Annotated in this window: 18 protein-coding genes and 1 pseudogene; 11 read left to right on the top strand and 8 right to left on the bottom strand. The window is 61.1% G+C overall.

Annotated features, from left to right (window positions below; all coding sequences use genetic code 11):
* The first annotated feature begins 239 nt into the window (after positions 1-239).
* From RO07_RS14315 to RO07_RS14305, 3 genes are all read left to right on the top strand, one after another.
* On the top strand, positions 240-905 hold the full coding sequence (locus RO07_RS14315) for a hypothetical protein (protein ID WP_147284647.1): 666 nt from the start codon (positions 240-242) through the stop codon (positions 903-905).
* A 121-nt stretch (positions 906-1026) separates the two neighbouring features.
* Complete coding sequence (locus RO07_RS14310) at positions 1027-1374, top strand: hypothetical protein (protein ID WP_157118209.1); 348 nt, start codon at positions 1027-1029, stop codon at positions 1372-1374.
* A 9-nt stretch (positions 1375-1383) separates the two neighbouring features.
* A complete protein-coding gene (locus RO07_RS14305; RefSeq protein WP_039411624.1) occupies positions 1384-2403 on the top strand; it encodes a LacI family DNA-binding transcriptional regulator in 1020 nt (339 codons plus the stop codon).
* A gap of 72 nt (positions 2404-2475) precedes the next feature.
* On the opposite strand, the gene RO07_RS14300 is transcribed toward RO07_RS14305, so the two are convergent.
* Together RO07_RS14300 and RO07_RS14295 are read right to left on the bottom strand one after the other, a co-directional pair.
* Positions 2476-3759 (bottom strand): carbohydrate porin, encoded by a 1284-nt coding sequence (locus RO07_RS14300; RefSeq protein WP_237171465.1) that lies wholly within the window; start codon positions 3757-3759, stop codon positions 2476-2478.
* Positions 3760-4102: 343 nt separating this feature from the next.
* Positions 4103-10561 carry a DUF1601 domain-containing protein gene (locus tag RO07_RS14295; RefSeq protein WP_160118118.1) on the bottom strand — a complete coding sequence of 2153 codons (6459 nt, stop codon included), beginning with the start codon at positions 10559-10561 and terminating at the stop codon, positions 4103-4105.
* A 1033-nt stretch (positions 10562-11594) separates the two neighbouring features.
* On the opposite strand from RO07_RS14295, the gene RO07_RS14290 reads away from it, so the two are divergent.
* Complete coding sequence (locus RO07_RS14290) at positions 11595-12113, top strand: AAA family ATPase (protein WP_039411620.1); 519 nt, start codon at positions 11595-11597, stop codon at positions 12111-12113.
* Between the two features lie 54 nt (positions 12114-12167).
* On the opposite strand, the gene RO07_RS14285 is transcribed toward RO07_RS14290, so the two are convergent.
* From RO07_RS14285 to RO07_RS14275, 3 genes are all read right to left on the bottom strand, one after another.
* Positions 12168-13109 carry a sialidase family protein gene (locus tag RO07_RS14285; protein WP_039411617.1) on the bottom strand — a complete coding sequence of 314 codons (942 nt, stop codon included), beginning with the start codon at positions 13107-13109 and terminating at the stop codon, positions 12168-12170.
* A gap of 50 nt (positions 13110-13159) precedes the next feature.
* Positions 13160-16360, bottom strand: coding sequence for an RCC1 domain-containing protein (locus tag RO07_RS14280; protein ID WP_147284649.1), 3201 nt, complete (start codon positions 16358-16360; stop codon positions 13160-13162).
* A gap of 232 nt (positions 16361-16592) precedes the next feature.
* On the bottom strand, positions 16593-17189 hold the full coding sequence (locus RO07_RS14275; protein WP_039411615.1) for a short chain dehydrogenase: 597 nt from the start codon (positions 17187-17189) through the stop codon (positions 16593-16595).
* Between the two features lie 69 nt (positions 17190-17258).
* Here RO07_RS14275 and RO07_RS14270 point away from each other — a divergent pair, with 69 nt between their 5' ends.
* Positions 17259-17594 carry a MoaF-related domain-containing protein gene (locus tag RO07_RS14270; protein WP_039411612.1) on the top strand — a complete coding sequence of 112 codons (336 nt, stop codon included), beginning with the start codon at positions 17259-17261 and terminating at the stop codon, positions 17592-17594.
* 54 nt (positions 17595-17648) lie between these two features.
* Here the strand turns inward: RO07_RS14270 and RO07_RS14265 are convergent, their stop codons facing one another.
* Positions 17649-18455, bottom strand: coding sequence for an IclR family transcriptional regulator (locus tag RO07_RS14265; RefSeq protein ID WP_039415546.1), 807 nt, complete (start codon positions 18453-18455; stop codon positions 17649-17651).
* 276 nt (positions 18456-18731) lie between these two features.
* Between RO07_RS14265 and RO07_RS14260 the strand changes: the two genes are divergently transcribed.
* The 3 genes from RO07_RS14260 to RO07_RS14250 are packed head-to-tail and all read left to right on the top strand — an operon-like array spanning position 18732 to position 22464.
* Positions 18732-20276, top strand: coding sequence for a class I adenylate-forming enzyme family protein (locus RO07_RS14260; protein ID WP_039411609.1), 1545 nt, complete (start codon positions 18732-18734; stop codon positions 20274-20276).
* Between the two features lie 16 nt (positions 20277-20292).
* Positions 20293-21087, top strand: a complete 795-nt coding sequence (locus RO07_RS14255; protein ID WP_039411605.1) for a citryl-CoA lyase — start codon at positions 20293-20295, stop codon at positions 21085-21087.
* Between the two features lie 51 nt (positions 21088-21138).
* Positions 21139-22464, top strand: coding sequence for an MFS transporter (locus RO07_RS14250; protein ID WP_052267320.1), 1326 nt, complete (start codon positions 21139-21141; stop codon positions 22462-22464).
* 198 nt (positions 22465-22662) lie between these two features.
* On the opposite strand, the gene RO07_RS14245 is transcribed toward RO07_RS14250, so the two are convergent.
* Together RO07_RS14245 and RO07_RS14240 are read right to left on the bottom strand one after the other, a co-directional pair.
* Positions 22663-22857, bottom strand: coding sequence for a ribbon-helix-helix protein, CopG family (locus RO07_RS14245; RefSeq protein ID WP_039411602.1), 195 nt, complete (start codon positions 22855-22857; stop codon positions 22663-22665).
* A 101-nt stretch (positions 22858-22958) separates the two neighbouring features.
* Positions 22959-24222 (bottom strand): annotated as a pseudogene (locus RO07_RS14240) (IS110 family RNA-guided transposase).
* A 354-nt stretch (positions 24223-24576) separates the two neighbouring features.
* On the opposite strand from RO07_RS14240, the gene RO07_RS14235 reads away from it, so the two are divergent.
* The 3 genes from RO07_RS14235 (at position 24577) to map (ending at position 26154) form a co-directional block, all read left to right on the top strand.
* Positions 24577-24918, top strand: a complete 342-nt coding sequence (locus RO07_RS14235; RefSeq protein ID WP_039411599.1) for a zinc ribbon domain-containing protein YjdM — start codon at positions 24577-24579, stop codon at positions 24916-24918.
* Positions 24919-25075: 157 nt separating this feature from the next.
* A complete protein-coding gene (locus RO07_RS14230; RefSeq protein ID WP_039411596.1) occupies positions 25076-25327 on the top strand; it encodes a ParD-like family protein in 252 nt (83 codons plus the stop codon).
* Positions 25327-26154, top strand: coding sequence for a type I methionyl aminopeptidase (gene map / locus RO07_RS14225; RefSeq protein ID WP_039411593.1), 828 nt, complete (start codon positions 25327-25329; stop codon positions 26152-26154). Before RO07_RS14230 ends, map begins: the two co-directional genes overlap by 1 nt.
* Positions 26155-26212 lie beyond the last annotated feature (58 nt).

Here is a 26212-nt window from a genome sequence, read left to right as displayed (position 1 = left end):
CGTGGAAGTCAGAACGAACGACACACCTGAACGTCTGCACATATATAGCGGTCATGGAGTGCGCCTTTCGCTGGGAATGGAATGCGGGCTGGTTCTCTTGCATATGCAGTGGTCGCATACGCCAACGCGAGCGTAGCCAGGCATCCGAAACGACGTCGTTTGATCGTGGGTAAAGACCTCGTGGTTTGAAAGCCCCTACACGGCAACGGCAACCCGTTGCCCGCCTTGGAGAACTCATCATGGTCCATTACAGATTGCTCGCATGTCTGCTAACGCTATATGTGTCGACTAGTGCATTGGCTTCGACGTTGCCGTCTGATACGCCGGCATCGGCGACAACGGCGACAACGACAACAGCGGCCGCACCAGACAACCCGTCTGCGTTGAAGCGTTTCACCAGCAAACCGTTCGGGTTTTACATCGACTATCCATCAGACTTCGAGGCGAGAAAGCGCTTCGATATTGGCTATTTTCTGACCAGCACCGCCTGGAGACTCTATGCCGATCCCGGAGAGAAGGGTACACCGGTGGTCGCGCTGGTGCTCAAAGGCTCCAACGATTTAACGCGTGGCGAACTCCGCATCGGCGTTAGCCGTGCCGCAAAATCCATCCGCACCTGCTTGCAAGCCCCGAGCGGTTATCAATTGCCCACGCAGCGATCCGGTCATGTTCAGCTTGCCGGGCTGAATTTCACGACCTTCGAGCTCAGTGACGCCGGGATGAACCATCGATTGAATGCGCGGAGTTATCGTGTCGAACACGCGGGTGCTTGTTATGCCATTGACCTTATTGTCAGTGGCACCAACGGTGATGCCTATGATCCGCCGCGCACACCACCGTTCTCGGACGACCACGCATTCAATCGACTGGAGCGGGCGCTGCAAGGTTTTCGGTTCTTCCGATAAGCACGCCGTCGCGGCTTAACTCGTTGGCATCCACGAATTCCATCCGGCCTCGATTTCTTGCCCGCATTTGCCTGATTCTCATCGTAGAAGGGCTGCGGTATTATCTGGCCCTGGTCAGGAGATGATGGCTGGTCAGCAACGATCGCCGTCGCTATTGGGAATACTGGATTTCGTCATGCCAAGCTTGAGCGTCCAAATCAAGCGAGACCATTCGGCCGCCTTGAATGCACTGCTGTCGAAGGCGGTCTCGCAAGCGGCGGTGGAGAGCGTTGCCATACCGTTGTCGAGCCTGCGTGTCGTGTCGGATGACATGCACGGCGAGCCCGTGATCGTGGTGAGCGGGCCAGGCGAGACCGCGGCGTGCGTGGACACCGCACGGATCAGGGTCCGCGGCGAGGCAGGGCAATCGGCTCTGTCCGTGGCCCTGTTCGCGGCGCTGAATCCGAGCGCGAAAGCCGCCGGACGCTGAGGCCGAGGCATGGCGACCCGCAAGGAAAAGGGTTCCGTCACCGTTGACGACGTGGCGGCCGAGGCGGGCGTGTCCATCAAGACGGTCTCGCGCGTGTTGAACACTGAGCCCAACATCAGCGAAAAGACCCGGGCCAAGGTCATGGCGGCGATCGCGCTGCTGAAGTACCAGCCCAATCCGTCGGCTCGCCGGTTGGCCAGCAAGCGTTCGGATCTGATCATGCTGGTCTATGACAATCCCAGTGACAACTACCTGATCAATGTCCAGCAAGGCGCGCTAGACGCCTGCAAGCGTTATTTCCACAGCCTGTTGCTATATCCCTGCGACTATCGTGCGCCCGACCTGGCCGCGCAGATCGAGCAGTCGGCGCGCCAGTATGCCTGCGCTGGGCTGGTGCTCACACCCCCGCTCTCGGACGTGCGCGCCCTGGTTGATGTGCTTGATCACAGCGACGTGCCGTATGTGCGGTTGGCGCCCAGTTCCCCCAGCGCCAGGGGGATGGAAGTCAGCACCGACGACCGCTCGGCGGCACGCGACATGACCCGCTATCTGCTGGGGCTGGGCCATCGCCGTATCGGTTTCGTGGCTGGGCATCCCGACCACGGTGCCGCCGGCGAGCGCACGCAAGGCTACCGTGATGCGCTGATCGAGCAGGGCTTGGCGTACGACGAACGCCTGGTGGAGCAGGGCCTGCACTCATTCGATTCCGGCGTACGTTGCGGGCAGAGTCTGCTTGCCCACGCCGATCCGCCGACCGCGATCTTCGCGGCCAACGACGACATGGCGGCCGGCGTGCTGTATGCGGCGCATGCGCGTGGCATCAAGGTACCCGAGAATCTGTCGGTGGCGGGCTACGACGACACCCCCCTGTCGCGCCAGACCTGGCCCAAGCTGACCACTGTGCGACAGCCGATCCGCGACATGGCTTATGCGGCCGTCGAACAGTTGGCCTCGCGCGAGCCGCGGGCACGGGCGTGGACCCTGGGCTACGAAATAGTGGTGCGCGACTCGACGCGGGCACCGGCCTGAGCATCACGGAATCGGCTCGAGCGATCCGGTGCGATATCGGCATCGCGTCTGTCTCCTCGTGGTGTGGTGCGCTCAGAACGTGATGCCGGTCTTCAAACCCACTATGAAAGCGTCGTGGTTGGCGCTGGTGCCCCCTGGGTGCCTGATGTACTGCAGATTGGGCCGCAGGTAAATGGAGGGCATCGGCGACCAACTGTAATAGACCTCGGCCACATACTCATAACCGTCGCCCACCTTGGTGTTTGTCCCCAGGCGCTGATCCTGCTGGCGCACATAGCGGGCGTAGCGACCGTTGTTGTGGGTGGCGCCGAGCGCCACGCCAATGACGTCGCGGGCCCGGGCGAATGGCCCCTTGTACTGCAGGCCAAGTGCGATTTGATGGTCCTGCGCCGCCGTCTCGCGGTCAGCCTGCGAGATGTTCAGAAACACCGAAGCGCCGCGGCCGCCCGCGGTGCCACTGACCTGCTGTTCGAAGTTGATGTACACGCCATACTGGCCGTTGCGCTCGCGCGGCGCCAGGCCGGTCTCGCCGCGCGGGGCGTGATTGACGTCCTGGTACAGATCCTTGCCGTTCGAGGTGTTGTACCAGACGCCGAACTTGTACGAGCCGGGCAGGCCATTCCAATCCGGCCGCCAGCCGAATTCCAGTGGGACCAGGGCGCCGGTGGTGCCGCTGGGATTGTCCAGCGACAGGCCGTGGCTGCGCGCGTAGTCGTCGTTCACGTAGTTTGGGTTGACCTGATAGATGCCGGCCTGCACGTAGGTCTGTTCCGACGTATTGATCTTCAGACGGGTAGCCCACTGGCTGGTGGGCCAGTTGACCCAGTAGCTGCCGACCAGGTTGCCGGGTTGCGAGCCGCAGAAGGTCAGGTTCTGAAAGGCGCAGGAGAAGTTGGCGAAGTCCTCGCCCACGGTGAGACGGCCGATCTTCCATTGCACCCGTCCGCCCAGGAACGACTGGTTCAGCCAGAACTGCGTCATGTGCCAGGTCTGGCCGCGACCGTACACTTCCTGGATCAGCATGTTATTGCCGATGCCGGCGTCAGCGCCCAAGTTGCGACCATTGCGGTCGGTGATGGTCATCTGAAAGGTGCCCCCACGCCAGCCGACCAGCTTGTCCAGATCCATCGTGCTGCCGATCACCCATTGGTCGGTGTACCGCGTCAACTTCTCCTGACCGCCGCTGAAATTGTGCGCGGCCTCGCCGGTGTAGCCCAAGTTCAGGGTAATGCCACGCTCGGCCAAATCGGTCCGCAAGCCACCCCAGTCGCCGAGCAGATATGGATTGGTCCGGATGTCGTAAGCCTGGGCGGCGCCGCAGGTCGACAGCAGGCCGCTCACCAGAAGCGCCGGCATGAGTGTTTTGCGCGGGAAATGGCGAGGCCTGAAATGCACGCTGGTGCCTGCCTCTGCAGTGAAGCAGGGAGGTATTGCCATGACTTTGTCTCCTGTTGCCGCCCGTTCCGTGAGTCGCCGCGGCTGTTTTTTCGCGTCCGGCCGATGCCAGGAAAATCAGTGTCCATAGAAATGATAGCGCTGTCAATTTTGGCAGGGCAAAGTTGGCAAAAGCGGAAAAACCATCGTGCGGGCTACTTTTTTGCCGTTTGGAGAAGCCGGGCCGCGGGCATGGCGGGAGTCGGTTGGCGGACTGAATCTCCTGTTTTCGAGGCGCCCACACCGATTGCCGAGGCAGAACCGATCATTTGGGTTGGGTCGAGGGAAGCACTGGCCGTAGCATCTCAATGCCGATTTGCATGACGCCCGCGGCCATCGTCGGGTTCCTGCGCAGCTCGTCCAGTGTTTTTTCGGGATCGAAACTGCCGTCGCGTAACGCTCGTGCGGTGGCTTTGGTGTAGGGGATGGTGCGCACTCGGCGAGGGTCTGCCTTGCAACTGGCTTCAGCCTGCTCGAACGACCGCATCCATCGATTGAACAAAGTTATGCCGGTATCGGACTTGAGCGCGTCCGTACCCGCCTTGGCAGCCATCGTCAGGAAATCGCGCATATCAAGATTCTCGCCTTCTTTATCGATCAGTGTGCTCAATTCGACGGGAAGCGCCGCGCTGGTTTGCAATTGGGCCTGGAGTCGAGCCTTAAACGCCTTGGCAATTTGCTCGCGTATCTCGTTCGGCTGGGCGAGATAACGTGCGGCCGCCGAACTCGCACGGCCCATCAGATGGTGCCCGCGCAGTGCGTCGATAATCTCCCTGGCACGCCCGGCTCGATATATCCCGTTCGGGTCGATCGCCACCTGCGCGGTCTTGGGGGGCTTGAACGAGGGCGTCGGCCCCCGTTGTGCCGCGCGTGCCTGCATGGCGCCATCGATCGCGTGCGCAAGCGCGGGACAGTCAAGGTAGAGGAAGATGTTGTCCCCATCGGTGTCCATGTCGCGCTTTCGCAGTTCGTCGATCGGCATCGCACCACACTGGCCGGGTAGCAGGATGTCCTTGACGCGAAGACTGCCGGTGCTCTGCATCTGTGCGGGAATCTCGTGGCGTTTGCGTCCGGTGGTCCAGGAGGAGTGCATTTTCATGTCCTGGCGGGAACACGCCATGTCGAGTGCGTGGTGGTGCCGCGGCCAGTGGTCGTCGGGGACGACAATCAACATGCCCTTGCCATGCAGCATGCTGCCGGTGTCGGAGGTGTCGGAGGTCTCGTCAAAGCCCGTATAGCTGTACTGAATCGCGAAGTGCCGGGCAAGGAACCTTGCGGTCAAATCTCCCGACGCCTCGGTAGCTATCGCACTGGCGGCGACGGGCAGCAGGTTCTCCTTGTCATAGGGCGGCTTGCCGATCAACACAGGTGCCGTGCGGCCCGGGGCAAGGCCCGCGCACAGTTGCGTCGGCAGGTGAAACCGATCATCGGCCGAGGGCACCGCCCGGATTCGCATGCTTTCGTAGGGGCCGCGCACCAACAGATCATGCAATTGCAGTTGAGGGATCTGCGCCGCGTCGATCGTGCGCAACTTCGCGCGCATCAACTCGCGAGCCTCGTCCAGTGCGGCCCGATCGCGTGCGAAGTGCTGCAATGCCTGGGGCGCCATGGTGCCCGGGGCGACCCTCGACATGTCGCGGCGTTGCTGGGCGGGTGCAGCCTCCCACGCCTGCATCCGCTCGCGCAAGGCGGGGATGCGCTGTGCCACACTGGCCTTGATAAAGCCGCAGCCGTCGTTCGGGCACAACGCCAGGGGCGTGCCATCAATTTGTGGCTTGAAGGGATGCGATGCCCCCGGCACGTCGTCGAACCAGCCGATGGTCAACGTGCCCTCGCCAACGTGAGTATGCGGCACCGTCTCGAGCAGCGCGCGCTGCATGCGCGCCCAGTCTTCCTTGAGGGGTGCGAGCTTGCGCACGAGGTTCATCAAGGCGCTTCCCGGTGCGCTGTCGGCATACGGCACCGCAGGCAGCGTGTCGTGACCGCGAGACGTCCCCGCCAGGATGGCTTCTACCGGCTGATGTCGGCCTTTTGTCAGGCGGCTGCCGCCAAACATGTCGAATCGCCAGAGTTGATCGTCGTAGCGGAACGTGCGGGCCAGCATGAATCGGCTCAGCGTTCCCGGGAGCTTGACTTCGACCAACGGCAGACGGGTGATTCGTGCAAACAGGGAGTAGTCTTCCGCCCCTCGAGGCTCGCACGGGAGTTCGCGCCCCATCATGTCCACGAGCACATGACGGGTGTTGCCGACGGTCGGCGCGACTTCCCGGAATTCGCCTCGCATAGCCCGATGCACGAGCGCCGGATCAAAGCGGGTCGGCGGGCAAGCTTGGGTGACGCGCTCATGTTCCCGGTGCATGAATCGGTCCATGGCGTCGTCGACGTCGTCGCTGGCCTCGATCTGGGCGATCAGATTCCAGCTCATATCGCTCAGATCGCGCTGGAGCGTTTCACGGGTTTGCGTGAGCGTGGCATTCACCCAGTCCCGTACCAGTAGGCCGCGCCGCTGATCGGCTTGGCTCTCCTGTGCCAGGCTGGCGACGACATTGTAGGTCTTGAGAAGCTGATAAAAAGTGAGCGCCAGACATCGCGTCTCGAATGATTCGGGCGGCGTCGTTGGCGGATCGGCAGGTGTCCCGTGTTGAGGTGCGCTTATGAAGCACGCTGCCTTGCGCGCCATGTGCGGATGGAGCGCCATCAGCACGTGCAGAGTTTCTGTACGGTACCTCGACAAGCTATTGTTGCGCAGCAACGGGAGCAGGCCTGCACACAGGTTGCCCAGGGTTTCCAGATTGTCACCGGGCAGTCCGGTCGGCAGTAGACGATGTAGCCTGGCAAGGGTCGAGGGGGCCAGTGTCGCCAGGGTCTTGTGCAACTGCAAGGCGGCCATGGCCTTGATTGTCGTGGCGATTTGGAGCGCTTCGGCATCGCGCATCATGTTGTGCGCGTGCACATGATCGCCCATGCTTTGCAACAATTCGGCAAGTATCGCGGGCAGGACCTGATCCGCGCGCTGCATCGCCAGTCGCGCCACGGCGTTGGCCACCTGTCCCAATTCAATCAGCCTGTAGGAGGCCCAAGGCTCGTCCCGACTGTGCAAGTGCTCGAAAAACGCCCACATTGCATGTCCGCATGCCTCGACGCTGAGAAACTTGCTCAGCGCATTCAGGATATTGGCAATATTTTGCGCGTCGAATCTGTCCAGCGCCGCATTATTCAGTCCGGCAATGTGCTGCGCCAGGCACTGCGCGGCGTCTCGCGCGTCTTCCTGATCGGACCATTTGCTCAGTGCGTTCAGGCTATTGGTAATGTCCTGAATGCCGAATTTGCCAACCAGCGCATTTCCCGTCTTGACAATGTGCTGCGCCACGCACGACATGGCGCTGCGCGCATCAGCGTCATCGGACCATTTGCTCAGTGCGTTCAAGATACTCGAAATGCCATGCACGCTGAACGCGTCCAGCGCCACTTTGTTCGGCCCGACAATGTGTTGCGCCAGACGCTGCGCGCTGCGCAGCGCGGCCGCTTGCTCGGGCCATTTGCTCAGCGCGTTCAGGGCGTTGGCAATGTTGTGCTCATTGAACTTGTCAACCAAGGCGTTGCCCATCTTGTCAATATGCTGCGCCACGCACAGCGCGGCGTCCCGCGCATCCACCTCATCGGGCCATTTGCACAACGCGTTCAGGGTATTGGCAATGTTCTGCGCGTTGAACCAATCCAGCGTCGCATCGTTCCGCCCGACAATATGCCGCGCCATGCGCAGCGCGGCGTCACGCGCGGTCGCTTGACCGGGCCATTTGCTCAGCGCATTCAGCGTATTGGCAATGTCCTGTGCGACGAACTTGCCCAGCGCCGCATCGTTGAGCTTGGAAATGCCCTGCGCCAGGTGCAGCACGACGTTTCTCGCGTCTGCTTGATCGGGCCATTTACTCAACGCATTCAGGGTATTGGCAATGAACTGTGCCGAGAACGTGTTCAGCACTGCACAGTTGGAACTGACAAGATGTCGTGCCAGATGCAGCGCGGCGTTCCGTGCATCGTCCACATCACGCCATTTGCTTAGGGCGTTCAGCGCATTGGCAATGTCGTGCGCGCCGAACGTGTCCAACGCCGCATGATCCAATCTGACAACATGCCGTGCCAGGGACCGAGTGGCGTCCCGCGCGGCTTCTTGATCGGGCCATTTGCTCAGCGCGTTCAGGGTCTTGGAAGCGTTATGCGCGTCAAACGCGTCTGGCACTTCATTGTTCAGCCCGATAACGCGGGGCGCCAGGTACAGCAGGGCGTCTCGCGCGTCTTCTTGCTCGGGCCATTTACTCAGCGCATTCAGGGCCCTGGCAATGTGCTGCGCATTGAACGTGGCAACCAACGCATTGCCCACTTTCGCAAGATGTTTCGCCAAAAGCAGCGCGGCGGCGCATGCGCCCGCCTGGTCGGGCCATTTACTCAGTGCGCTCAGGGTATTGGTTATGTGTTGCATGTTGAACGCGTCCAGCGTCGCACTGTTCAGCCCGGCAACATGCTGCGCCAGGTGCAGCGCGGCGGCCCGCGCATCAGCACTGTCCGGCCATTTGCTCAGCGCGTCCAGGGTATTGGCAATGCCTTGTGCTTCGAACGTGTCCAGCGTCGCATCGTTCAGTCCGACAATATGTCGCGCCAGGCGCAGCACGACGTCTTGTACGGCTGTCTGATCGGGCCATTTGTTCAGCGCGTTCAGCGTATTGGCAATGTCTTGTGCGTTGAATTTGTCGATCGACGCATTGCCCATCTCGATAATGTGCTGCGCCAAGCGCAACGCGGCGCCCCGCGTATCGACACTATCCGGCCATTTGCTCAGCGCGTTCAGGGTTTTGGAAATGTCTTGTGTAATGAACTTGCCAAGCAGTGCATCGTCCATCTTGACTATAATCTGTGCCAGGCGCAGCGCGGCGTCCCTCGCGGCCGCTTGACCGGGCCATTTACTCAGCGCATTCAAGGTGGTGCCAATGCTCGGTGCGTCGAATGTGTTCAGCGTCGCGTTATTCAGCCTGAGAATACGCTGCGCCAGACGCAACGCGGCGTCCTTCACGTCTGCTTGAGTGGGCCATTGATTCCGTGCGTTCAAGGTATCGACAACGTTCTGCGTGTTGCCGTTGTCCCGGGCTTCCGTTTGATCGGGCCATTTGCTCAGCGCGTTCAGGGTATTCGGAATTTCTTGCACGTTGAACGTGTCCAGCACTGCATCGTCCAGGCGGACAATATGCTGTGCCAGGCGCAGCGAGGCGTCTCGCGTGTTCGCTTGATCAGGCCATTTACTCAGCGCATTCAGGGCACTGGCAATTTCCTTCGCGTTGAACTTTCCAACCAACGCATTGCCGACCTTGGCAATATGCTGGGCCAAGTACAGCGCGGCATCCCGCGCATCAATCTCATCGGGCCATTTACTCAGCGCATTCAGGATATTGGTCACGTGCTGCGTGTTGAACGTGTCCAGCGTCGCACTGTTCAGCCTGACAATATGCTGCGCCAGACGCAGTGCCGCGTCCCGGGCACCGGCCTCAGCGGGCCATTTACTCAGCGCGTTCAGGGCGTTGCTGATGCTCTGCGCGCCGAACGTTTCCAGTGTGGCATTGTCTGGCTCGACAATATGCTGCGCCAGACGCAGTCCGGCGTCACGCGCGACGGCTTGATCGGGCCATTTGCTCAGCGCGTTCAGGGTACCGGAAGTGTCCCGCGCATTGAACTTGCCGACCAGCGCATTGCCTTGCTGGACAATATGGCGCGCCAGACGCAGTGCGGCGTCGCGCGCGGTGGCTTGATCGGGCCACTTGCTCAGCGCGTTCAGGATAATGGCCGTGTTCCGCGCGCGGAATGTGTCCGGCACCGCATCGTCCATCTCGGTAACATGCGGCGCCAGACTCAGCGCGGCACTCCGTGCATCGGCTTCGTCGGGCCATTTGCTCAGCGCGTTCAGGGCATTGGCAATGCTTCGTGCGTTGAACTTGTTCAGCGCCGCATTGTTCAGCCCGGCAATATGGCGCGCCAGACGCAGCGCCGCGTCCCGCGAATCCGCTTGATCGGGCCACTTGCTCAGCCCGTTGAGCGTATAGGCAATGTCGTAGGAATTGAACTCGACGAGTAGCGCATTGCTCGACTTGACAATATGTTGCGCTAGGCGCAGCACGGCGTCTCGCGCAGTGGCTTGATCGGGCCATTTGCTAAGCGCGTTCAGAATAATGGCAATACTTCGCGGGTCGAGCTTGACGAGCAACGCATTGCCCAACTTGACAATATGTTGTGCCAGACATAGCGCGGCATCCCGCGCATCGGCTTCGTCGGGCCATTTGCTAAGCGCGTTCAGAGTATTGGTAATGCCTCGCAAGTCGAGCTGGTCGATCAATGGGCCTCTTGCCGCAATGATGTGCCGTGCCAGACTGAGCGCGGCGCGGGTGCACTGCGGATCGCCGGGAAACTTGCAAAACGCATTGAGATATATGGATGTATCACGTGCCTGAAAATTCCGCGCATTCAGCCTGCTGGCAATCGCGGCAAGACCGGTCGCGCAATCCGGCATTCTGGTGAACTTACCCAGTTTGTTCGCCACATGCATCATTGGCCCTCTCTGCGATGAGCCAAACCAGGCATTGTTTTGCAGGCACTGCGCCACCTCACTGATACTCGCGCTTAGCGCTTCCTCGCCGAGATAGCTGGATTGCTCCAAAAGTCTCCCCAGATGGTTGTCCATCCACCTGGTGTTATCCAAGAACGCCCCATCGCGAAAATGTTCGTGTAGTGTCTGAACGATGCCATCATGGCCAGCATGCACCGTGCTTTCGCTCCGAGGCGGACCCCAGTGGTGGCGGCTCGAGCCGCCGAGGCCATATTGTGTTGATCGTGCGTCTTCCCTTGCGCCCGCGGCACCAGTTTGTGCGACATTTCCCCGGAAGCCACTACGTTGTTGCGCCGCTTGCGCCACGCGATGAGGTGGGCATACGGATGAGGTCGTCCGGCCTTCGGGACCGGATGACCTCAGGCTCGACGTTGAGGACGAAACTTCCCGTACTTGCTCCCTGAGGAGGGGGCGTCTGTCAACGGGAGGTGGTCGTTTTGAGGATTGCACACGTTGGGCGCTTGACGAGGACGGGGGAGGCGAGCCGGACGAGGAGCGCGACATGGGTAACATGCGTAGCAGATCCTTTGAGAAATACTGAACAACAAGGTTGTCGAAAAGCCTTTGAGTCAGACGTCTCGGCTACGCCGCACCGGTTAGGGCACCCGCATGCGACAAATGCATTGGCTGGCGGACATCGCTCATGGTTTTGCGCGATAACCTGCGTCAAACATCGGTTTCGACGACTTCCATCTGTCTCGATGACGACGAGGTGCAACACATGCAGCAGATTCAGTTGGTCTTCGTACGACGGCCGCCCCACGGACGAAAAAATACCGCTTCCTTGGGAAAGCGGTTTGAGACCGCAGCGCCCGGGGGAGGGCGTGCAATGGAGACCAGCGTCGCTACACCTGAAGAAGGTTGGGAGATAGGCGACGACCGTAGCGTACTACATCCAACCCACCATCGCCTTTCCCGAATACCGAAAGAGCGATTTGTGCAAATGTGGGCGGTGAGCCTTTGCGACAATAAAAGGCATACGGCGAGTTGCGGCGATGACGGGCGCGCCGCAACCGAAAGCGCTTCCGTGAGATAAATTCAATGTATCCCGTTTCCGGCGCTGGGATCCCGCGCCTCCAACTACCTGTGATGACCTCACGTTCATGTCATGACGCCGTCTATTCTTATCGTGTTGCGCGGAAACTCTGGTTCGGGGAAAAGTACCATTGCACGCATGCTCAGTGAGCGCTTGAAACCTCACAGTGCGTGGATTGAACAGGACCACGTGCGGCGTATCGTCTTGCGGGAGAAGGATGTGCCGCTTGGCGACACTCCGGACTTGTTGTCATTGATGGCTCGCTATTGCCTGGAGCGTGGACGGCACACAATCGTGGAAGGAATTTTGCACGCGGAGCGATATGGGCCAATGCTCGAGGCGCTACGTGATAGTCATTCGGGGCCAACACTCTTCTATAGTTTTGATTTGTCGTTCGAGGAGACGCTGAGGCGTCATGCAACTCGGCATCTGCCCGACGTAAACGAACAAATGATGCGACGGTGGTATCTTGGATGGCAGCCGCTGCCGTTTTGTTCGGAAGAGCGCATCCTGGCGGGACAATCGCTCGATCAAATATTGGATCGCATCGAGTCAGATATGAAGCGTTGTCTGGCGGGGACGGATCAATAGCATGGCTCGACGACCGATCGAGGCATTTTCAGCGTAAGCGGTTGTCAACCTATTTCAGGACGGAGCCCGGTAAAAATAAAAAACATTAAAGACGGTTGTTGTAACGAAGAAGTAAAGACCTGGCCCTCGATTTGCGAAATTTGCGAGAACAGGGGCAATCGCCGGAGATTGAAGCGACATAGGCGATTCGGTTAACGGTGTGTCGCCACTCCAGCTCTCTCCATCGAACGTCAGATACGAGAGATTTTGCGCGTTGTTGACAGATGACCTCAAGTGCAAGCAATACAGTGTCCCGTTATAGAAGGTCAGCGCAGGCTCCGCGAAGATCGAGACACTGGGAACCTGGGCGGGTGGGGACCAGTTCTTCCCATTGAGCGTCGTATACCAGAGTTGCCCCGTTGGGATGGAATTCGAATCGACTGACTGATACGCCAGGTAGACGTTCCCATCCGGATCCGCTGCCAGTCCAACCGCACCGCTAGCGCCTTGGACCGCAGCTTCCGCAGGCGTCGGGGCGGGCTGCGACCAGTTTATTCCGTCGAACGTTTGGTACCAGACGTCATTGCTTTGGTCTTTCTGATACGCCACGTACAGCGTCTCCGAGTTGGCTGCAAGCGAAGGGTTGGTCGAGATCTGGGGACTATTGGGAATAGCTTTGGCCGGTGCCCAGATTGCCCCGTCGAATGTCATGTGCCACGCTTGATCCCCGTTGTCGGCCGCGCAGTAAAGCACGCCTTGATACACTCCCAGCGCAGGATTGAACGTGTTGCTGGGGAAGAGAAGCTGGAAGGGTTGCGACCAATTGGTTCCGTCGAAGTTGGTAGTCCAGATTTGGCCGAGGAATTGATCGCCCTCCGGCGCATATGCCAAGTATATTTTTCCGTTATAAAAGGCGACGGCAGGTGGACCATGGATGGTGACATTCGGGACTTGGTCGAGTATCTGCGGGGGGATCGTTTCATTGCCACCGCAAAAGCGTTGGTTGTCCTCACTCATGGGTTGCTCTCCCGGAATTAGGCGACGTAATGATTGCAAGGCACTTTTTGCTATGCCCTGACACGTAACGCAGCGCGCGCCCGACCGCGTGCTGCCGCGCCCGCCTCATAGGTGAGGCCGTTGTCGAGATACGGCTTGACCGAGGTGCTGTTGCCGCCGCCAGCCGCCGCGCCCCAGGTCACCGCCCCGCCTCCGGCAAGAATCGCGACAAACGCTTCGCTGTTGCCGTAGACGGCGCGCACGTTCTGAAGCTGTGCCTTGACCGCAGACGAGTCACTGCCGTAGGCGGCATTGCCCCATGTCACGACGGTGCCGTCCCGGCGCAGCGCGGCAAACGCAGCGTCGGTACTGGCGACCTGCACGATGTCCGGAATCAACGCGATGTCTGCGGGGACCACGCTCCCGCAGGTTGAACTCCCCCAGGCAACCACATGCCCATTGGCGCGGCGCGCGGCAAAAGCGCCCTTGCTGGCTATGACCTCCTCGATATCGGTCAATTCGGCGATATCGGGGGGCAACACACCGCCCCAATCGGCATGGCCCCAGGCGAGCACCTGCTTTCCTTCGGTCAGCACGGCGTAAGCCAAGGCTGACGCCGCGGCCAACTCCACAATGTCCCGGCGGGCTGCAATGGCAGCCGGAACCGCGCCGCCGTTGCCGGCGGTTCCCCAGGCAACTACCGTCTTGTTGGCGCGCAACGCGCAGAAGGACTCGTAGTTGCCGCGCACGTCGATAATGTCCGTGACTTCTGAGCTAATAGACTCCGGCACTTTCCCGCCGTATCGAGCGTCGCCCCAAGCCACGACCTGCCCTGTTTTTCGAAGAGCAGCGAGCGCCGAAGAGCCGGAAAAAATCTGTGTGACGTCCGTCAGGGCGAGGACATCGGCCGTCGCCTGGCCTCCAAAGGTGGCATTGCCCCAGGTAGCAATTTGGCCGTTGGCGCGCAGCACCGCAAAGGCTCCGTAGCTTCCTACGATGCGCGTCGCGTCAGTCACACTCACGGTGAACCCGTCAGGCAGCGTGCCACCGTTGTCCGCATCGCCCCACGCCGCGAGCCGCCCGTTACTGCGGCGTACCGCGAAGGCGGCTCGCGTGGCGGCCATCTCGACGACGTCGTCGTAGGTCAAAATGGTGGGCGGTACGGTGCCACCATAGCCAGCGACTCCCCAGGCAATCACCCCTCCTTTATTGAGGAGCGCCACCATCGCGGCTGTGCCCCGGGTCGTGCCGTTATCACCTGATCCAGCGATATTGACAGGCTGGATCGTGATCGTATCGTCCTGGCTCTTGACGTTCAGAGGAACCCACGGGCGCGTGTCCTTGAACGACGTGCCGAGTTTCCAGCTGGACTCGTCGTCGTAGCGCCATTGCGCATTCAATGGCTGCGAGGTGACCTTGTCGAAGGCGCTCAGGCGGTGCGATACATGCTCCCAGCGGAAGCCCCCAGAACTATTTCGTGCGCCCATGACCAGCAACTTGCCTTGCCCGGGTTGCGCCGTCACGTCGTAAAGCGAGGGCGGCGATTTCTCCTCAGTCGGGTTGCCTGCTCGAATCACCGTGTACTCGAGCGTCACGGTTTGCCCCACATCCGCCTGCACCGTGGCTTGTTGCACGGTCAGCGTCACGTCGCCGCCTTGCTCCGCATCGCTGACCGTATGGTTTGCCGTGACCGAGCCCGGGCCCGGCACGCCTTGCCACTGCAAGGTGATCTGATCGCCTGCCCGAAACCCGCCCGAACGATCGAGCCGCACGGTCGCGCCATCGGGACAATCGGCAGGATCGAGCGTGCTGCCCTTGGCCTGGTCGATCGTCGCCGCAGGCAGATTGCCCTGTTGAACGGTCAAGGTCAGCGGCAGGCTCGACGCATAACGTTTACCGGCTCGCCACAGGCTGTACGACACCGTGACCTGCGCATCGAGGCTCGCCATGACGTTGGGATAGGGAACGTCGAACTCGATGGACTGGTCCGTCTCGGTCGAGAGCAGAACATGTTCGCCGTCCCAGTTGCCAGGCGTCTTCTGAGACGCCCACGTCAGCCGGATCGTGTCGCCCTGGCGCGTGTGCTCGGCCGCGGGCACGAATACCGGGCAGCCAATCTGGGGCGACAGCGACCGGGGATCGAGCACGCCATTGGCCACCTCGGGCACGCTAGGTGGCGCGACCTGCGCCACCTGCTGTTCGACTTGCAGGGTCAGCACGTTCGACTGCAGCCAGGTGGCGTTGTCGGTCTGCAATACCGAGTATTGGAACGTGACGCTCTTATTGAGAAAGGGGGTGATGTTCGCGTACGGGATATGAACCGGATAGGGCTCCGTCTGGAAGTTCTCCGAGATATCGAACGGAATTTCGATGCCGTCGGGCGGGCCGCCTCCCCAAATGGCCTTGCCCTTCACGCCATTGCTGAGCCCCTCGTTGGGCCCGAGCAAGCCGGTGCATCCGTCAGGCACGAGGTCGGGGTTCAGGATATCTCCGATGGCCTCCGCGACGACCGGCGCCGGCAGCTTGCTCTCATCGGGCGCGTTGCCGATGCGCAGGGCATAGAGTGCGGAGGGCGAGATGGCGCCACCGCGATTGACGTCGTAGCGCACATGCACGGTCTTGTCCAGATAAGGCCCGACGTACTCGGCCTCGACCAGGAAGGTGACCGAGCGCACGGCGCGCATGGTGATTTCATCCTCGTAGTAGCCCGCTTCGCCGGCGGCGCCCCAGTACATATAGACCTTGTCGCCGGCGGCCATGCCCTTGTAGATCGGTATTCTCACGAGCACGTCGCTGGTCGCCAGGCTGCCGTCCAGATGCCCGTCGACGGCTTCGTCGACGCTGGGCGCGGCCAGCAGCGGTGGGTTGCCGATGTGCAGAGGCAGCGGCGCGGAGGGAATCTCGGGGCCGCCGTCGCCGGGCTCGACGAGATAGGCGGCGGTCACGTCGTTGTCGAGCGCCTTGACGACATTCGCCTTGGGGACGGTGAATGAGATGTCGGTGCCGACCTTCTTGCGGGAGACGTCGAAGTCCTTGGTGTATTCACCCGGGCCGCCCATGTCGAACTGGAAGATGACGTGATCGCCTTCTCCCATGTTGGGGTAGGCTTTGACGACAAAACCGACGCCCAGATCACTCAGTTCATTGGGATCGAGCAGACCCGCGGCGGCATCGGGACAAACCGGTGCGGGCAACGCGTCGGCCAATGTACGCGAGGCCGACAGGACACTGGCCTTGAACCCCGCTGCGGGAGAACTGTTTTTCTGAGTCATGCTGGCTCCTCAAACCCCTGTCCACTTCCACGCTGCGATTTGCAGCCCAATCGCATCACCTTCGCGAGGGGCAGTGAACGCTTTGCCCGAAGTAGGCGGCCTTCTCACTCCAACTATGGGTGAGGTCACGCAAAGGTAAGGAACTTAAACAATATTCGGAGTGTTTCGGTATGCATACTAGTAATACTAATAGTTGATTGTATCTGGACGAGCATCTGCCGGGCCCCGCTCATCACCAGACACGATATATGCGGCCAGTCTGGATGCCTTCGACGCTGCGCCGGTAAGCGAGCGCCACCTTGGCGGCAGGCACGCTTTCAAAGCCGGGGCAATACGGGGCATAAATATCGAGGGATTCGGTAAGCACCGTTGGGCTCACCGCATTGATCCGAACATCCCCGCGCTCCGCTGCGGCAGCTCGCACGAACCCTTCGATACCCGCATCGACAGAGGTAATGTTCGCGCAATCGCGCAGCGGCTCATCGGCAATGATTCCGGTCGTCAAGGTAACGGAGCCGCCCGCGTTCAGATGATGTTGTCCTATGAGATATAGTCGAACCTGACCCAGCAGTTTATTTTGCAGTCCCTTGTTGAACTCCTGGGGCGTCATCTTCTTGAGCGGCCCCACATGGGCTTCACCCGCCGTGCAGATAATGGCGTCGAAGGGGCCGGTCGTATCGAAAAGCGTATGTACGCTGGCATCATCGGAGATATCCACGCGATATTGGCCATCCGCCAATCCTGCCTGGATAATTTCATGATCGACTTCCAATTCCTTGACGACAGCTCTTCCGAGGGTGCCTGTCGCGCCAACGATCAGGATTTTCATGGTGGGTGCCTTTTCTGTTGGATGACGTAATATTATCAATCCAAATGAAATTACCAATGGAGGTGAGGTATGGTCAAATCATCAACAGATAAATACCCGGCTCCCGGGCATGTTTACGAATTCAATTTCGGGGATTTTGCGTTTTATTTCGATTTTGATAAAAACGGCAAGGAAATGACCTTCACCGAGGTCCCTTCGGAAAAACCGCTGGGCGTACCCAAGGAAACCGTGCGGTATACCGCGGTCCCGATCAGACCCGGTGTTTTCATGGTGTATTGGCAGGAGCACAATAAAGCCACTATCGTCCATGTGGAGGATTTCGAGAACGGAATTTTCTACACCAACATGACATTGCCCGATCATGGTTTCGTTCATCGGAAGGGCACCTTCAAGAAGATTCGATAGCCGAACTGCCCGTCGAGACAGTTCGTCCGGCCGTCTGGTGGGGGACGTACAAGCTCACATCTCCCCCGCCGACCGAAGCGCCGACCGAATCGCATCGACGATAAACGCTTGCCTTTGTCGAGACATTCGATCGGTGGGCGCCGCCACGCTGATTGCCGCGATCGGATAGCCGCGCCGGTTGCAGACCGCGACGCCCACACCGAGCGCCCCCTTGGCGGCATGATTGCCCACCACGGACCACCCGCGCTCTCGCGACGCCTTGACGAGCAGGCGCAGCGTCTCGCAGTTGAGGCCTCCGTAACTCGACAGCGCATCGCCATGCTGCTCGATCACGGCCTGCGCCTCGTCGTCGGGCAGCGCGGCCAATAGCGCCAGCCCCGCCGCGCCGGCACCGAGCGGTTGGCGCGTTCCCACATCGACGGCCAGCACCTGGACCGGGTAGCTCCCGATGCGGCGGGCGATGCACGACGACATGCGTCCTTCGCGGACCACGGCGAAGGCGGCGTCTCCGCTGACGGCGCTGACATGCTCGAGCACAGGCTCCAGCCTTTTCGCAACGATCGATTGCGTCAGCACGTTGTCGACGCGCCATTGACGAACGGTCTCTCCCGCCACATACCGATAACGACCGCTGAGCTCGACATATCCCGCATCGCCAAGCGTTTGCAGAATCCGGTAGATCGTCGCGCGTTCCAACCGACAGCGGCGTCCTATCTCGACCACGCGCAAGCCGACGTCGCCCGCCTCGATGACGGCGGCGAGCACGTCCAGGCCGCGGCGCAGCGCGCGTAAGCCTCCTCCTTTGGTGTCCTCCAAAACGTCCGTTTGATGAACGATTGGATCGGTGATGCTCGTTCGCATGAGAAAACCCATGGTGAAAAGACGATTCACCTTTACAGACAGCGGATCGCCTCACAACAAGGGAAAACACTAATCCGCGAATCTCTCCTCATACCTGAAAAACGTCCATTTAACGGACGATTCGATTTCTCGCGCTCGACGCGTATCGGGAAAATCGCTTGTGTTGGGACGCCGGCGGCAAGCCTTCCGCATGGAGCGGAAGGGCTCTGCAGCGTCGTCAATGATCGAGGAACTGCGTGCACGTTGACTGAGTGCACCTATCGAGGATTTCGGCACATGTATCCGATTGATTTCTTCTGGCGCGCCGCGCGTCGCTGGCCGGACCATATCGCGATCGACGCGCCCGAGGGCGCCGTCCGCTACCGTGAGCTCGGGCGCAATGTCGCGGCGCTCGCCGCAGCCTATCAAGCGATCGATTCGTCGCCACAAAGCCGCGTCGCCATCTGCGCGGGCAATAGCAGGGCACACCTGGTGGCACTTCTTGCCGCACTGGCGAGCGGCAAGATCTGGGTGCCGCTCAATCCGCGCAGCACGCCATCGGAGATACAACGAATTCTCGACACGACGGAGCCGACCATCGTCGTGGCGGACGCGGCATCCGATCATTTGGTCGCAAGCGCGTCCGGATATCGCATTCTCTGCGATGGCGACGTTCGCGCGCACACGTCGCACTCCGCGCAGAGCGCATCGCTGAGCCAACTGATCGCGGCGCACGACGGGGCTTCGCCGCGAACCTTCGAACTGCCTGACAGTGCAACGCAGGCCATCAAGTTCACCGGCGGCACGACCGGCATTCCCAAAGGCGTGATGCAACCCTATCGCGCGTGGATGGCGAACGTGTCGAACCAGATTCAGACGTGGGGGCTCACCGAGCGTGACCGCTACGTCGTGGCCGCGCCGATCACGCATGGAACATCGACGTACGTTCTGCCCATCCTCGCGCAGGGCGGATGTCTCGTCATTCCGTCGCAAGCCGGCGCGCCCGGTGTCCGCGAAGCGTTTCGCGACAGCGGCGGCACGATCGCCTTCATGCCGCCAACGCTGATCTACAAGCTCATGGGACTGCCAGGCGTCTCGCGTCGCGACTTTCCGCAACTGCGATTGCTCATTTACGGCGGTGCGCCCATGCCGCCGGAAAAGATCCGCGAAACCCGCGAATTCTTCGGCCCCGTTCTCGCCACGCACTACGGTCAGACCGAGGCGCCTCAGATCCTGACTGCGATGCGTCCGGAGGATTTCGCCGATCCGGCGCGGTGGTCGTCTGTCGGCAGCGCAACATGGTTCTCGGAGGTGGCGATCATGTCCGCCGACGGATGCCGGTTGCCACCGGGCGAAATCGGTGAAGTCGTCGCGCGCGGCGATCTGCTCATGACCGGCTATTGGAAATTGCCCGAAAAAACGGCGGAAACGCTGATCGACGGCTGGCTGCACACCGGCGACCGCGGATATATCGACGAGGCCGGCTTCCTGCATCTGAAGGACCGGATCCGCGACGTGATCATCACTGGTGGCTTCAACGTCTATCCGATCGACGTCGAAAACGTGCTGGGCCAGCACCCCAGCGTCTTCGAATGCACGGTGTTCGGCCTGCCGGACGACGTTTGGGGCGAGGCGGTTCAGGCCGGCGTTCAACTGCGGCCCGGCGGGTCCGTCACCGAAATCGAACTGAGCGCGTTCGTTCGGGAAAGGCTCGGCGCCGTCCACACCCCCAAGCGCATCCATTTCTTCGACGATCTGCCGCGGTCCTCCGTCGGCAAGGTGGTGAAGAACGCGGTGCGGGACCAAGTCCTGTCCGGCCGCGCAGTCGAAGCAAAAGTCTGAGGAATCTCTCGAAGCCATGAAACCCGAAACCCAAACGGAACACCAGGGGCCCGTCACACGACTGTGCACCCATACGCTCACCTCGCTCAAATACGGTGACGCCGATCTCGTCGAAGAATTGATCGGAAAGAAGACATTCACCGAGGTCCTGCTGCAACAGATTCTCGGCCGTCCGATTCGTCCCGTGGATGTGCGTATCGCCGATGCGGTGCTCATCGTGCTGATGGAGCACGGGCTCACGCCGAGTTCCATCTCCACACGCCTCGTCTACATGAGCGCGCCGGAGAACCTCCAAGGCGCCGTGGCGGCCGGGCTGCTGGCCGTCGGCAGCCAGTTCGTCGGCACGATGGAGAACTGCTCGCGTCTCATCGACCGCATTCGCGACGCGGCCGATCCGCACGCGGAGGCATCGGCGATAGCGCACGAATATGTGCGCGCGCGCAAGGCCATCCCGGGATTCGGCCATCACTTGCACAAGCCTGTCGATCCGCGCGCCTACAAGCTTCTCGATTTCGTTCGCGGGGAGCCCGAGCTCGCGGGCGAGCATATCGAGACGCTGATGTTGCTCTCGCGCGAGATCGACGCCGTGTTCGGGCGCGCCATCACGATCAACGCGACGGGCGCCGTCGCCGCGCTGCTCGGCGAAATCGGCGTGCCCACGGACGTCATGCGCGGGTTCGCCGTGATTTCGCGCGCGGCCGGCCTGGTATCGCACGTGGTGGAGGAGCGGCAATGCCCATCCGGGCGTTTCATTTGGGAAACGGTCGAAGCGGCCATCCCGTTCGTTCCCGGCGAGCCGGACGCGGCCTGACGCATCGCGCGGCCCAGGCAGAACAACATACGACAAACGAGGAGACGACTCATGAGTGCCATATCGACGAATACCGTCGCAGACCCCGAATTCCAGCAGCGCACGATGGCGAAGGTTGCCTGGCGCATCCTGCCGTTCCTGTGCATCTGCTTTCTCGTGAACTACATCGATCGAACCAACGTGAGCTTCGCCGCGCTCACGATGAATCGCGATCTCGGTCTGACGCCGACCGGCTTCGGCTGGATCGTCGGCGCCTTCTTCTTCGGCTATTGCATTTCTGAGATCCCCAGCAATCTGGCGCTGCAGAAGTTCGGCGCGCGCCGCTGGCTTGCGACCATCATGATTGCCTGGGGCTTCATGACGATGGTATGCGCGCTTGCGCGCACGCCTGCCGAATTGATGGCGGCGCGCTTTCTTCTGGGCGTTGCCGAGGGCGGTTTCTCGCCGGCTGTTTTCATCTACCTCGCTCACTGGTTTCCGTCCCGCTGGCGCGCGAAGGCTATCGCGACCTTCCTGCTCGGCGTTCCGCTCGCCGCCGTGTTCGGCGGTCCGCTTTCCGGTGCGATCCTGTCGCTCGCCGGCGTAGGCGGGTTGAAGCACTGGCAATGGCTGTTCCTGCTTGAAGGGGTTCCCGCGCTCATTCTCGGCGCGCTTTGCCTGCGCATGCTGATCGATTCGCCATCGAAGGCCCGCTGGCTCGACGCGGACGAGAAGGCGTGGATCGAGTCCGAACTGCGGGCCGAACGTGTGGAGATCGAAAGCGCGGGACACATGACGCTCGGCCAGTCGCTGACCGATTTCCGTGTCATCGTGCTGTCCCTGACTTATCTCACCGGACTGATCGGGCTCAATGGCGTTTATTACTGGATGCCGCAGATCCTGAAGTCGTTCGGGCTCGATACGGTCACTGTTGGTTTTGTCAGTGCGATCCCGAACTTCATCAGCGCGGTGGGCATGGTGCTCTGGGCCCGTAGTTCCGATCGCACCGGGCAGCGTGTGGGACATGTCGTGGCGACATGCCTCGTCGGGGCGGCGGCGCTCGCGATCAGCAGCGCTTTCCAGGATCCGCGCTTGCTGATGGTCGGTCTGACGGTCGCACTGATCGGCGGATTCGGGTTCCTCGCGACCTTTTGGGCAGTGCCGTCGACGTTTCTCTCGGGACGTGCGGCAGCGGGTGGTTTCGGCCTGATCCTGTCGATAGGCAACTCCTCCGGCTTCTTCGGACCGTACATCGTTGGCTGGCTGAAGGAGGAGACGCACGGCTACGGCGGCTCGTTCCTGGCGTTGTCGGGATTCCTGCTCGCCGCTGTGCTGCTATCGCTGACGTTCGTACGCCGGGCGAGGGCGGCAGGGGCGGTGACACCCGCAGCGTCGTAACGGTGGATATGCAAACCGGCGCCCATTGGAGCGCCGGCGCACACTCGCGAGTTCGCAGCAACAAGCAGCGCTCGAAGCATTTGTCACGTGGCTGATGCGTGGCCGATCGGGAGGCGGATGCGTCGAAGTGAAACGCCGGCGGCGGTGCAGGTGGCCGCTTGAGTTTCGCGGCATGGACGCAGAGCGATGCCGGTCGGTTCAGGCCTTGGACTTCGACCGGCTTCCGATGACGCTCTTCGTCTTGTAGGTCATGCCGTGGTGTTCGAGGTATTCGCGGATCAGTTGGCGAACGACCTGGGAAGGCGTCAGGTCCTGGGCGGCGCAGAGTTTCTCGAATGCGTCTTTCTTGACCGGGTCAATGAGAACGGTGAGGCGGGCACTTTTCGTTTCCATCGCGGGAGAGGGCCGTTGTGTGAATCGAGTATGTTAATCAAATTGTAATGCACGACGGACGGCCCACCACCAGTCCTGGGGGGGTGCCCCTATGTAATTAGTCAAGCACTAGGGGCGGTTTTCGGTTGATAAAAAGTGCCGTCGCGCAGCATGGCAAAGAGCACGTCGCAGCGCCGGCGAGCCAGCGCGATAAGTGCCTGGTTGTGGCGCTTGCCCTGCTGGATCTTTCGGCTGTAGTAGGCGCGTGAGATCGGGTCTCGCAGGGCGGCAAAGGCTGAGAGAAACAAGGCGCGTTTGAGTACCTTGTTGCCACGCCGGGAGGGGTGTTCGCCTCGAATCGAGGAACCAGAGCGCCGGGTGACCGGCGCGAGACCCGCATACGCGGCCAGATGGGCGGCCGAGGCAAAGGCCTTGTGCGCCACCTCGGTCAGGAGTCGTGCTGCGGTCCTGAGCCCGACTCCGGGCATGCTACTCAGGACCGGCCAAAGAGGGTTGCTTTGCACCAGGCGCTCGACTTCGGCGGCAATCTCGTCGCGTTGCTTGCGTAGGGCTGCTAGTTGCTGGGCCAGACGCGGCATGACCAGCGTGGCGGCATGAGTACCAGGCACGACTACGGTTTGTTCGGTAAGCGCCTGCGCGATGTCAGCGGCCAGGCTCTTGCCAATGCGTGGTGCGAGCTTGATCAGGCGATTCGCCAGCGTTTTTTGGCCCGCGGCCGTCAGTGCTGCAGGCGAGGGGTAGCGCTCAAGCAGATCAAGCACGGCGGGGTGATCCAGGCGAGGCCCGAGCACGCGCTCGAGCGCGGGATGAATCTGCGTGAGTAAGCCGCGAATGCGGTTGCTGGTTTGATTGACTTGGGCGGCCAGATCATCGTCGAAGCCGCACAGCATGGTCAGCTCGGCGAGCGGCTCATCGGCCAGCCGCAGCGAGCGCAGCGTATGCGGCATGGAGCGCGCGGCTTCGGCGATGACGGCGGCGTCACGTGCATCGGTCTTGGCTTCGCCGGCGTGCAGGTCAGCGATGCGGCGCATGGCCAGGCCGGGTAAGTAGGCGACGAGTGCACCGGCGTCTTGGGCGACGGCGAGCGGCAGCGCGCCAATGGTGGCGGGCTGATCGACGACGAACAGAAGTCGGCCGTGCACCTTGAGCTCATTGATGAGGGCTCGCAGCTGTGTCTCATCGTTAGGCAGGGCCTTGTTGTAGAGGCGACGGCCGTTGCGATCGAGGGCCACGGCATGGTGGTGGCCTTTGCCGACGTCGACGCCGATGAAGACATCGACGGCGTCATGAAGAGGAAAGTTTTGCATTGCAGTTTGCTCAAATGACGAATTGGCCTGCAAAAACCATGGTGGCAAGTCTCGGCATCCACGTTACGGACGGCATCGGAAAATCCCGAGCCAAACCCCTATTAGCGATCACCAGCCACCCACCAGCCCCGGTGACAACACCCCCCGGATCATGACTGCGACTGGGGGACTTAATCATGCCGGGCCTGGCTGGCCAAAACCTCAATTATCGAGGTGCGAACATAGTAACGGGGCCTCCGCGGGGATATGTCCTAAGCCCTGTGAAGCCATGTGGAGCGACTGGTTTCGACCCCGGGGCCAGCATATGCGCTGGATTATAATGCGATGTGCATATGATGCGACTGCCGGCGATGACATGCCGAGACACCCTCGCGTCATCCTTGAAGACCTTCCCGTATTTCCGGAAAAAACAATGTCGAACGTTCCCGCTTGTCCCCAGTGCTCCCTGGAAAACACGTATCCCGATGGGGATAACTACGTCTGCGCCGACTGCGGCTACGAATGGCCGATGGCCGCCGCTGCGGCCGACGACGAGCAGGCGGACGCCGTCGTCAAGGATGCAAACGGGAATGTGCTCGCCAACGGCGACTCGGTCGTGCTTATCAAGGACCTGAAGGTCAAGGGCTCGTCCATTACCCTGAAGGTCGGCACGAAGGTGAAGAGCATTCGCCTCGTCGGCGGAGACCATGAAGTCGACTGCAAGATGGATGCGGGCAACTTCATGCTGAAGGCCTGCTTTCTGCGAAAGGTTTGAGTCGGCGCTGCAGGGAGGCCTGCTGCCATAGACAGCAGGCCTCCCTGCAGCACCTGGATGTCCGCATTTTCATCCGGAAGCGCGCTTCGCAAGACAATATGGCGCGAGCCTGTTAATATACGTTTCATAGCTATTTCGTATATAAGGGGTTCGCAACATGGGAATCATCAAAATCTCGGAGCCTATGCATGCCGCGCTGCGCAATACCAGCGGGGCGCTGAGCCGCTCCATCAACGCGCAGGCCGAGCATTGGTTGCGTGTCGGCATGCTCGCCGAACTCAATCCGTCGTTGAGCTACGGCGAAATCTGCCGTCGTCTCATCGAATCCGATGGCGCAGTGGTCGATACCAGTGTCGCCGTATCTCCAGCAGCCGGTGCGCCTGTCACCGCATTCAACAAGGTGGCGTAATGGTGCGCGAACGCGTTGTGATCCGCTCGAAAGAGGAAATTGCCCTGTCGCGCCGCGCAGGTGAAATGGCTGCGCAGGTGCTCGCCATGATCGGCGAGTACGTCAAGCCGGGGGTGACGACCGATGAACTCGATCGCATCTGCCACGATTTCATCGTGAACGAGCTCAAGGCGATCCCGGCGAACATCGGCTATCACGGCTATCCGAAGACGGTGTGCGCTTCGGTGAACCACGTCGTGTGCCACGGGATTCCCGGCGAGAAGAAGCTCCATGACGGCGATATCGTGAACATCGACGTCGCACTGATCAAGGACGGCTGGTTTGGCGACACGAGTCGCATGTACTACGCCGGCAAGCCGAGCATTCTCGCCAAGCGTCTGGTCGACACGACTTACGAAGCGATGCTCGCGGGTATTCGTGCCGTGCGCCCGGGTGCGACGCTCGGCGACGTCGGCCATGCAATCCAGACGGTCGCGCATCGCGAGGGTTTCAGCATCGTGCGCGACTATTGCGGGCATGGCATCGGCACGACGTATCACGACGATCCGCAGGTGCTGCACTACGGTCGTCCGGGCACGGGCCTGACGCTCAAGCCGGGCATGATCTTCACCATCGAGCCGATGGTCAACGTCGGCAAGCCCGATACGAAGCAACTGGCCGATGGCTGGACGGTCGTCACGCGCGACCGCTCGCTCTCCGCGCAATGGGAACACATGGTGGCGGTGACCGAATCGGGATTCGAAGTGCTCACGCAATGGCCCGACGGCCTTGGCGAGTATGCCCGCTACGGCGAACTGGCCAGCCCGGCGACGGCGGATGCCGCCTGATTGAGCAAGTCGATTGCCAGACATTGAACGGCCCGCACGGCATTGGCAGTGCGGGCCG

The sequence above is a fragment of the Pandoraea pulmonicola genome, from assembly GCF_000815105.2.
GTDB lineage: Bacteria > Pseudomonadota > Gammaproteobacteria > Burkholderiales > Burkholderiaceae > Pandoraea > Pandoraea pulmonicola.
The sequence above is the reverse complement of the archived record's forward strand: the minus strand, read 5'-3'. Positions and strand labels throughout refer to the sequence as shown.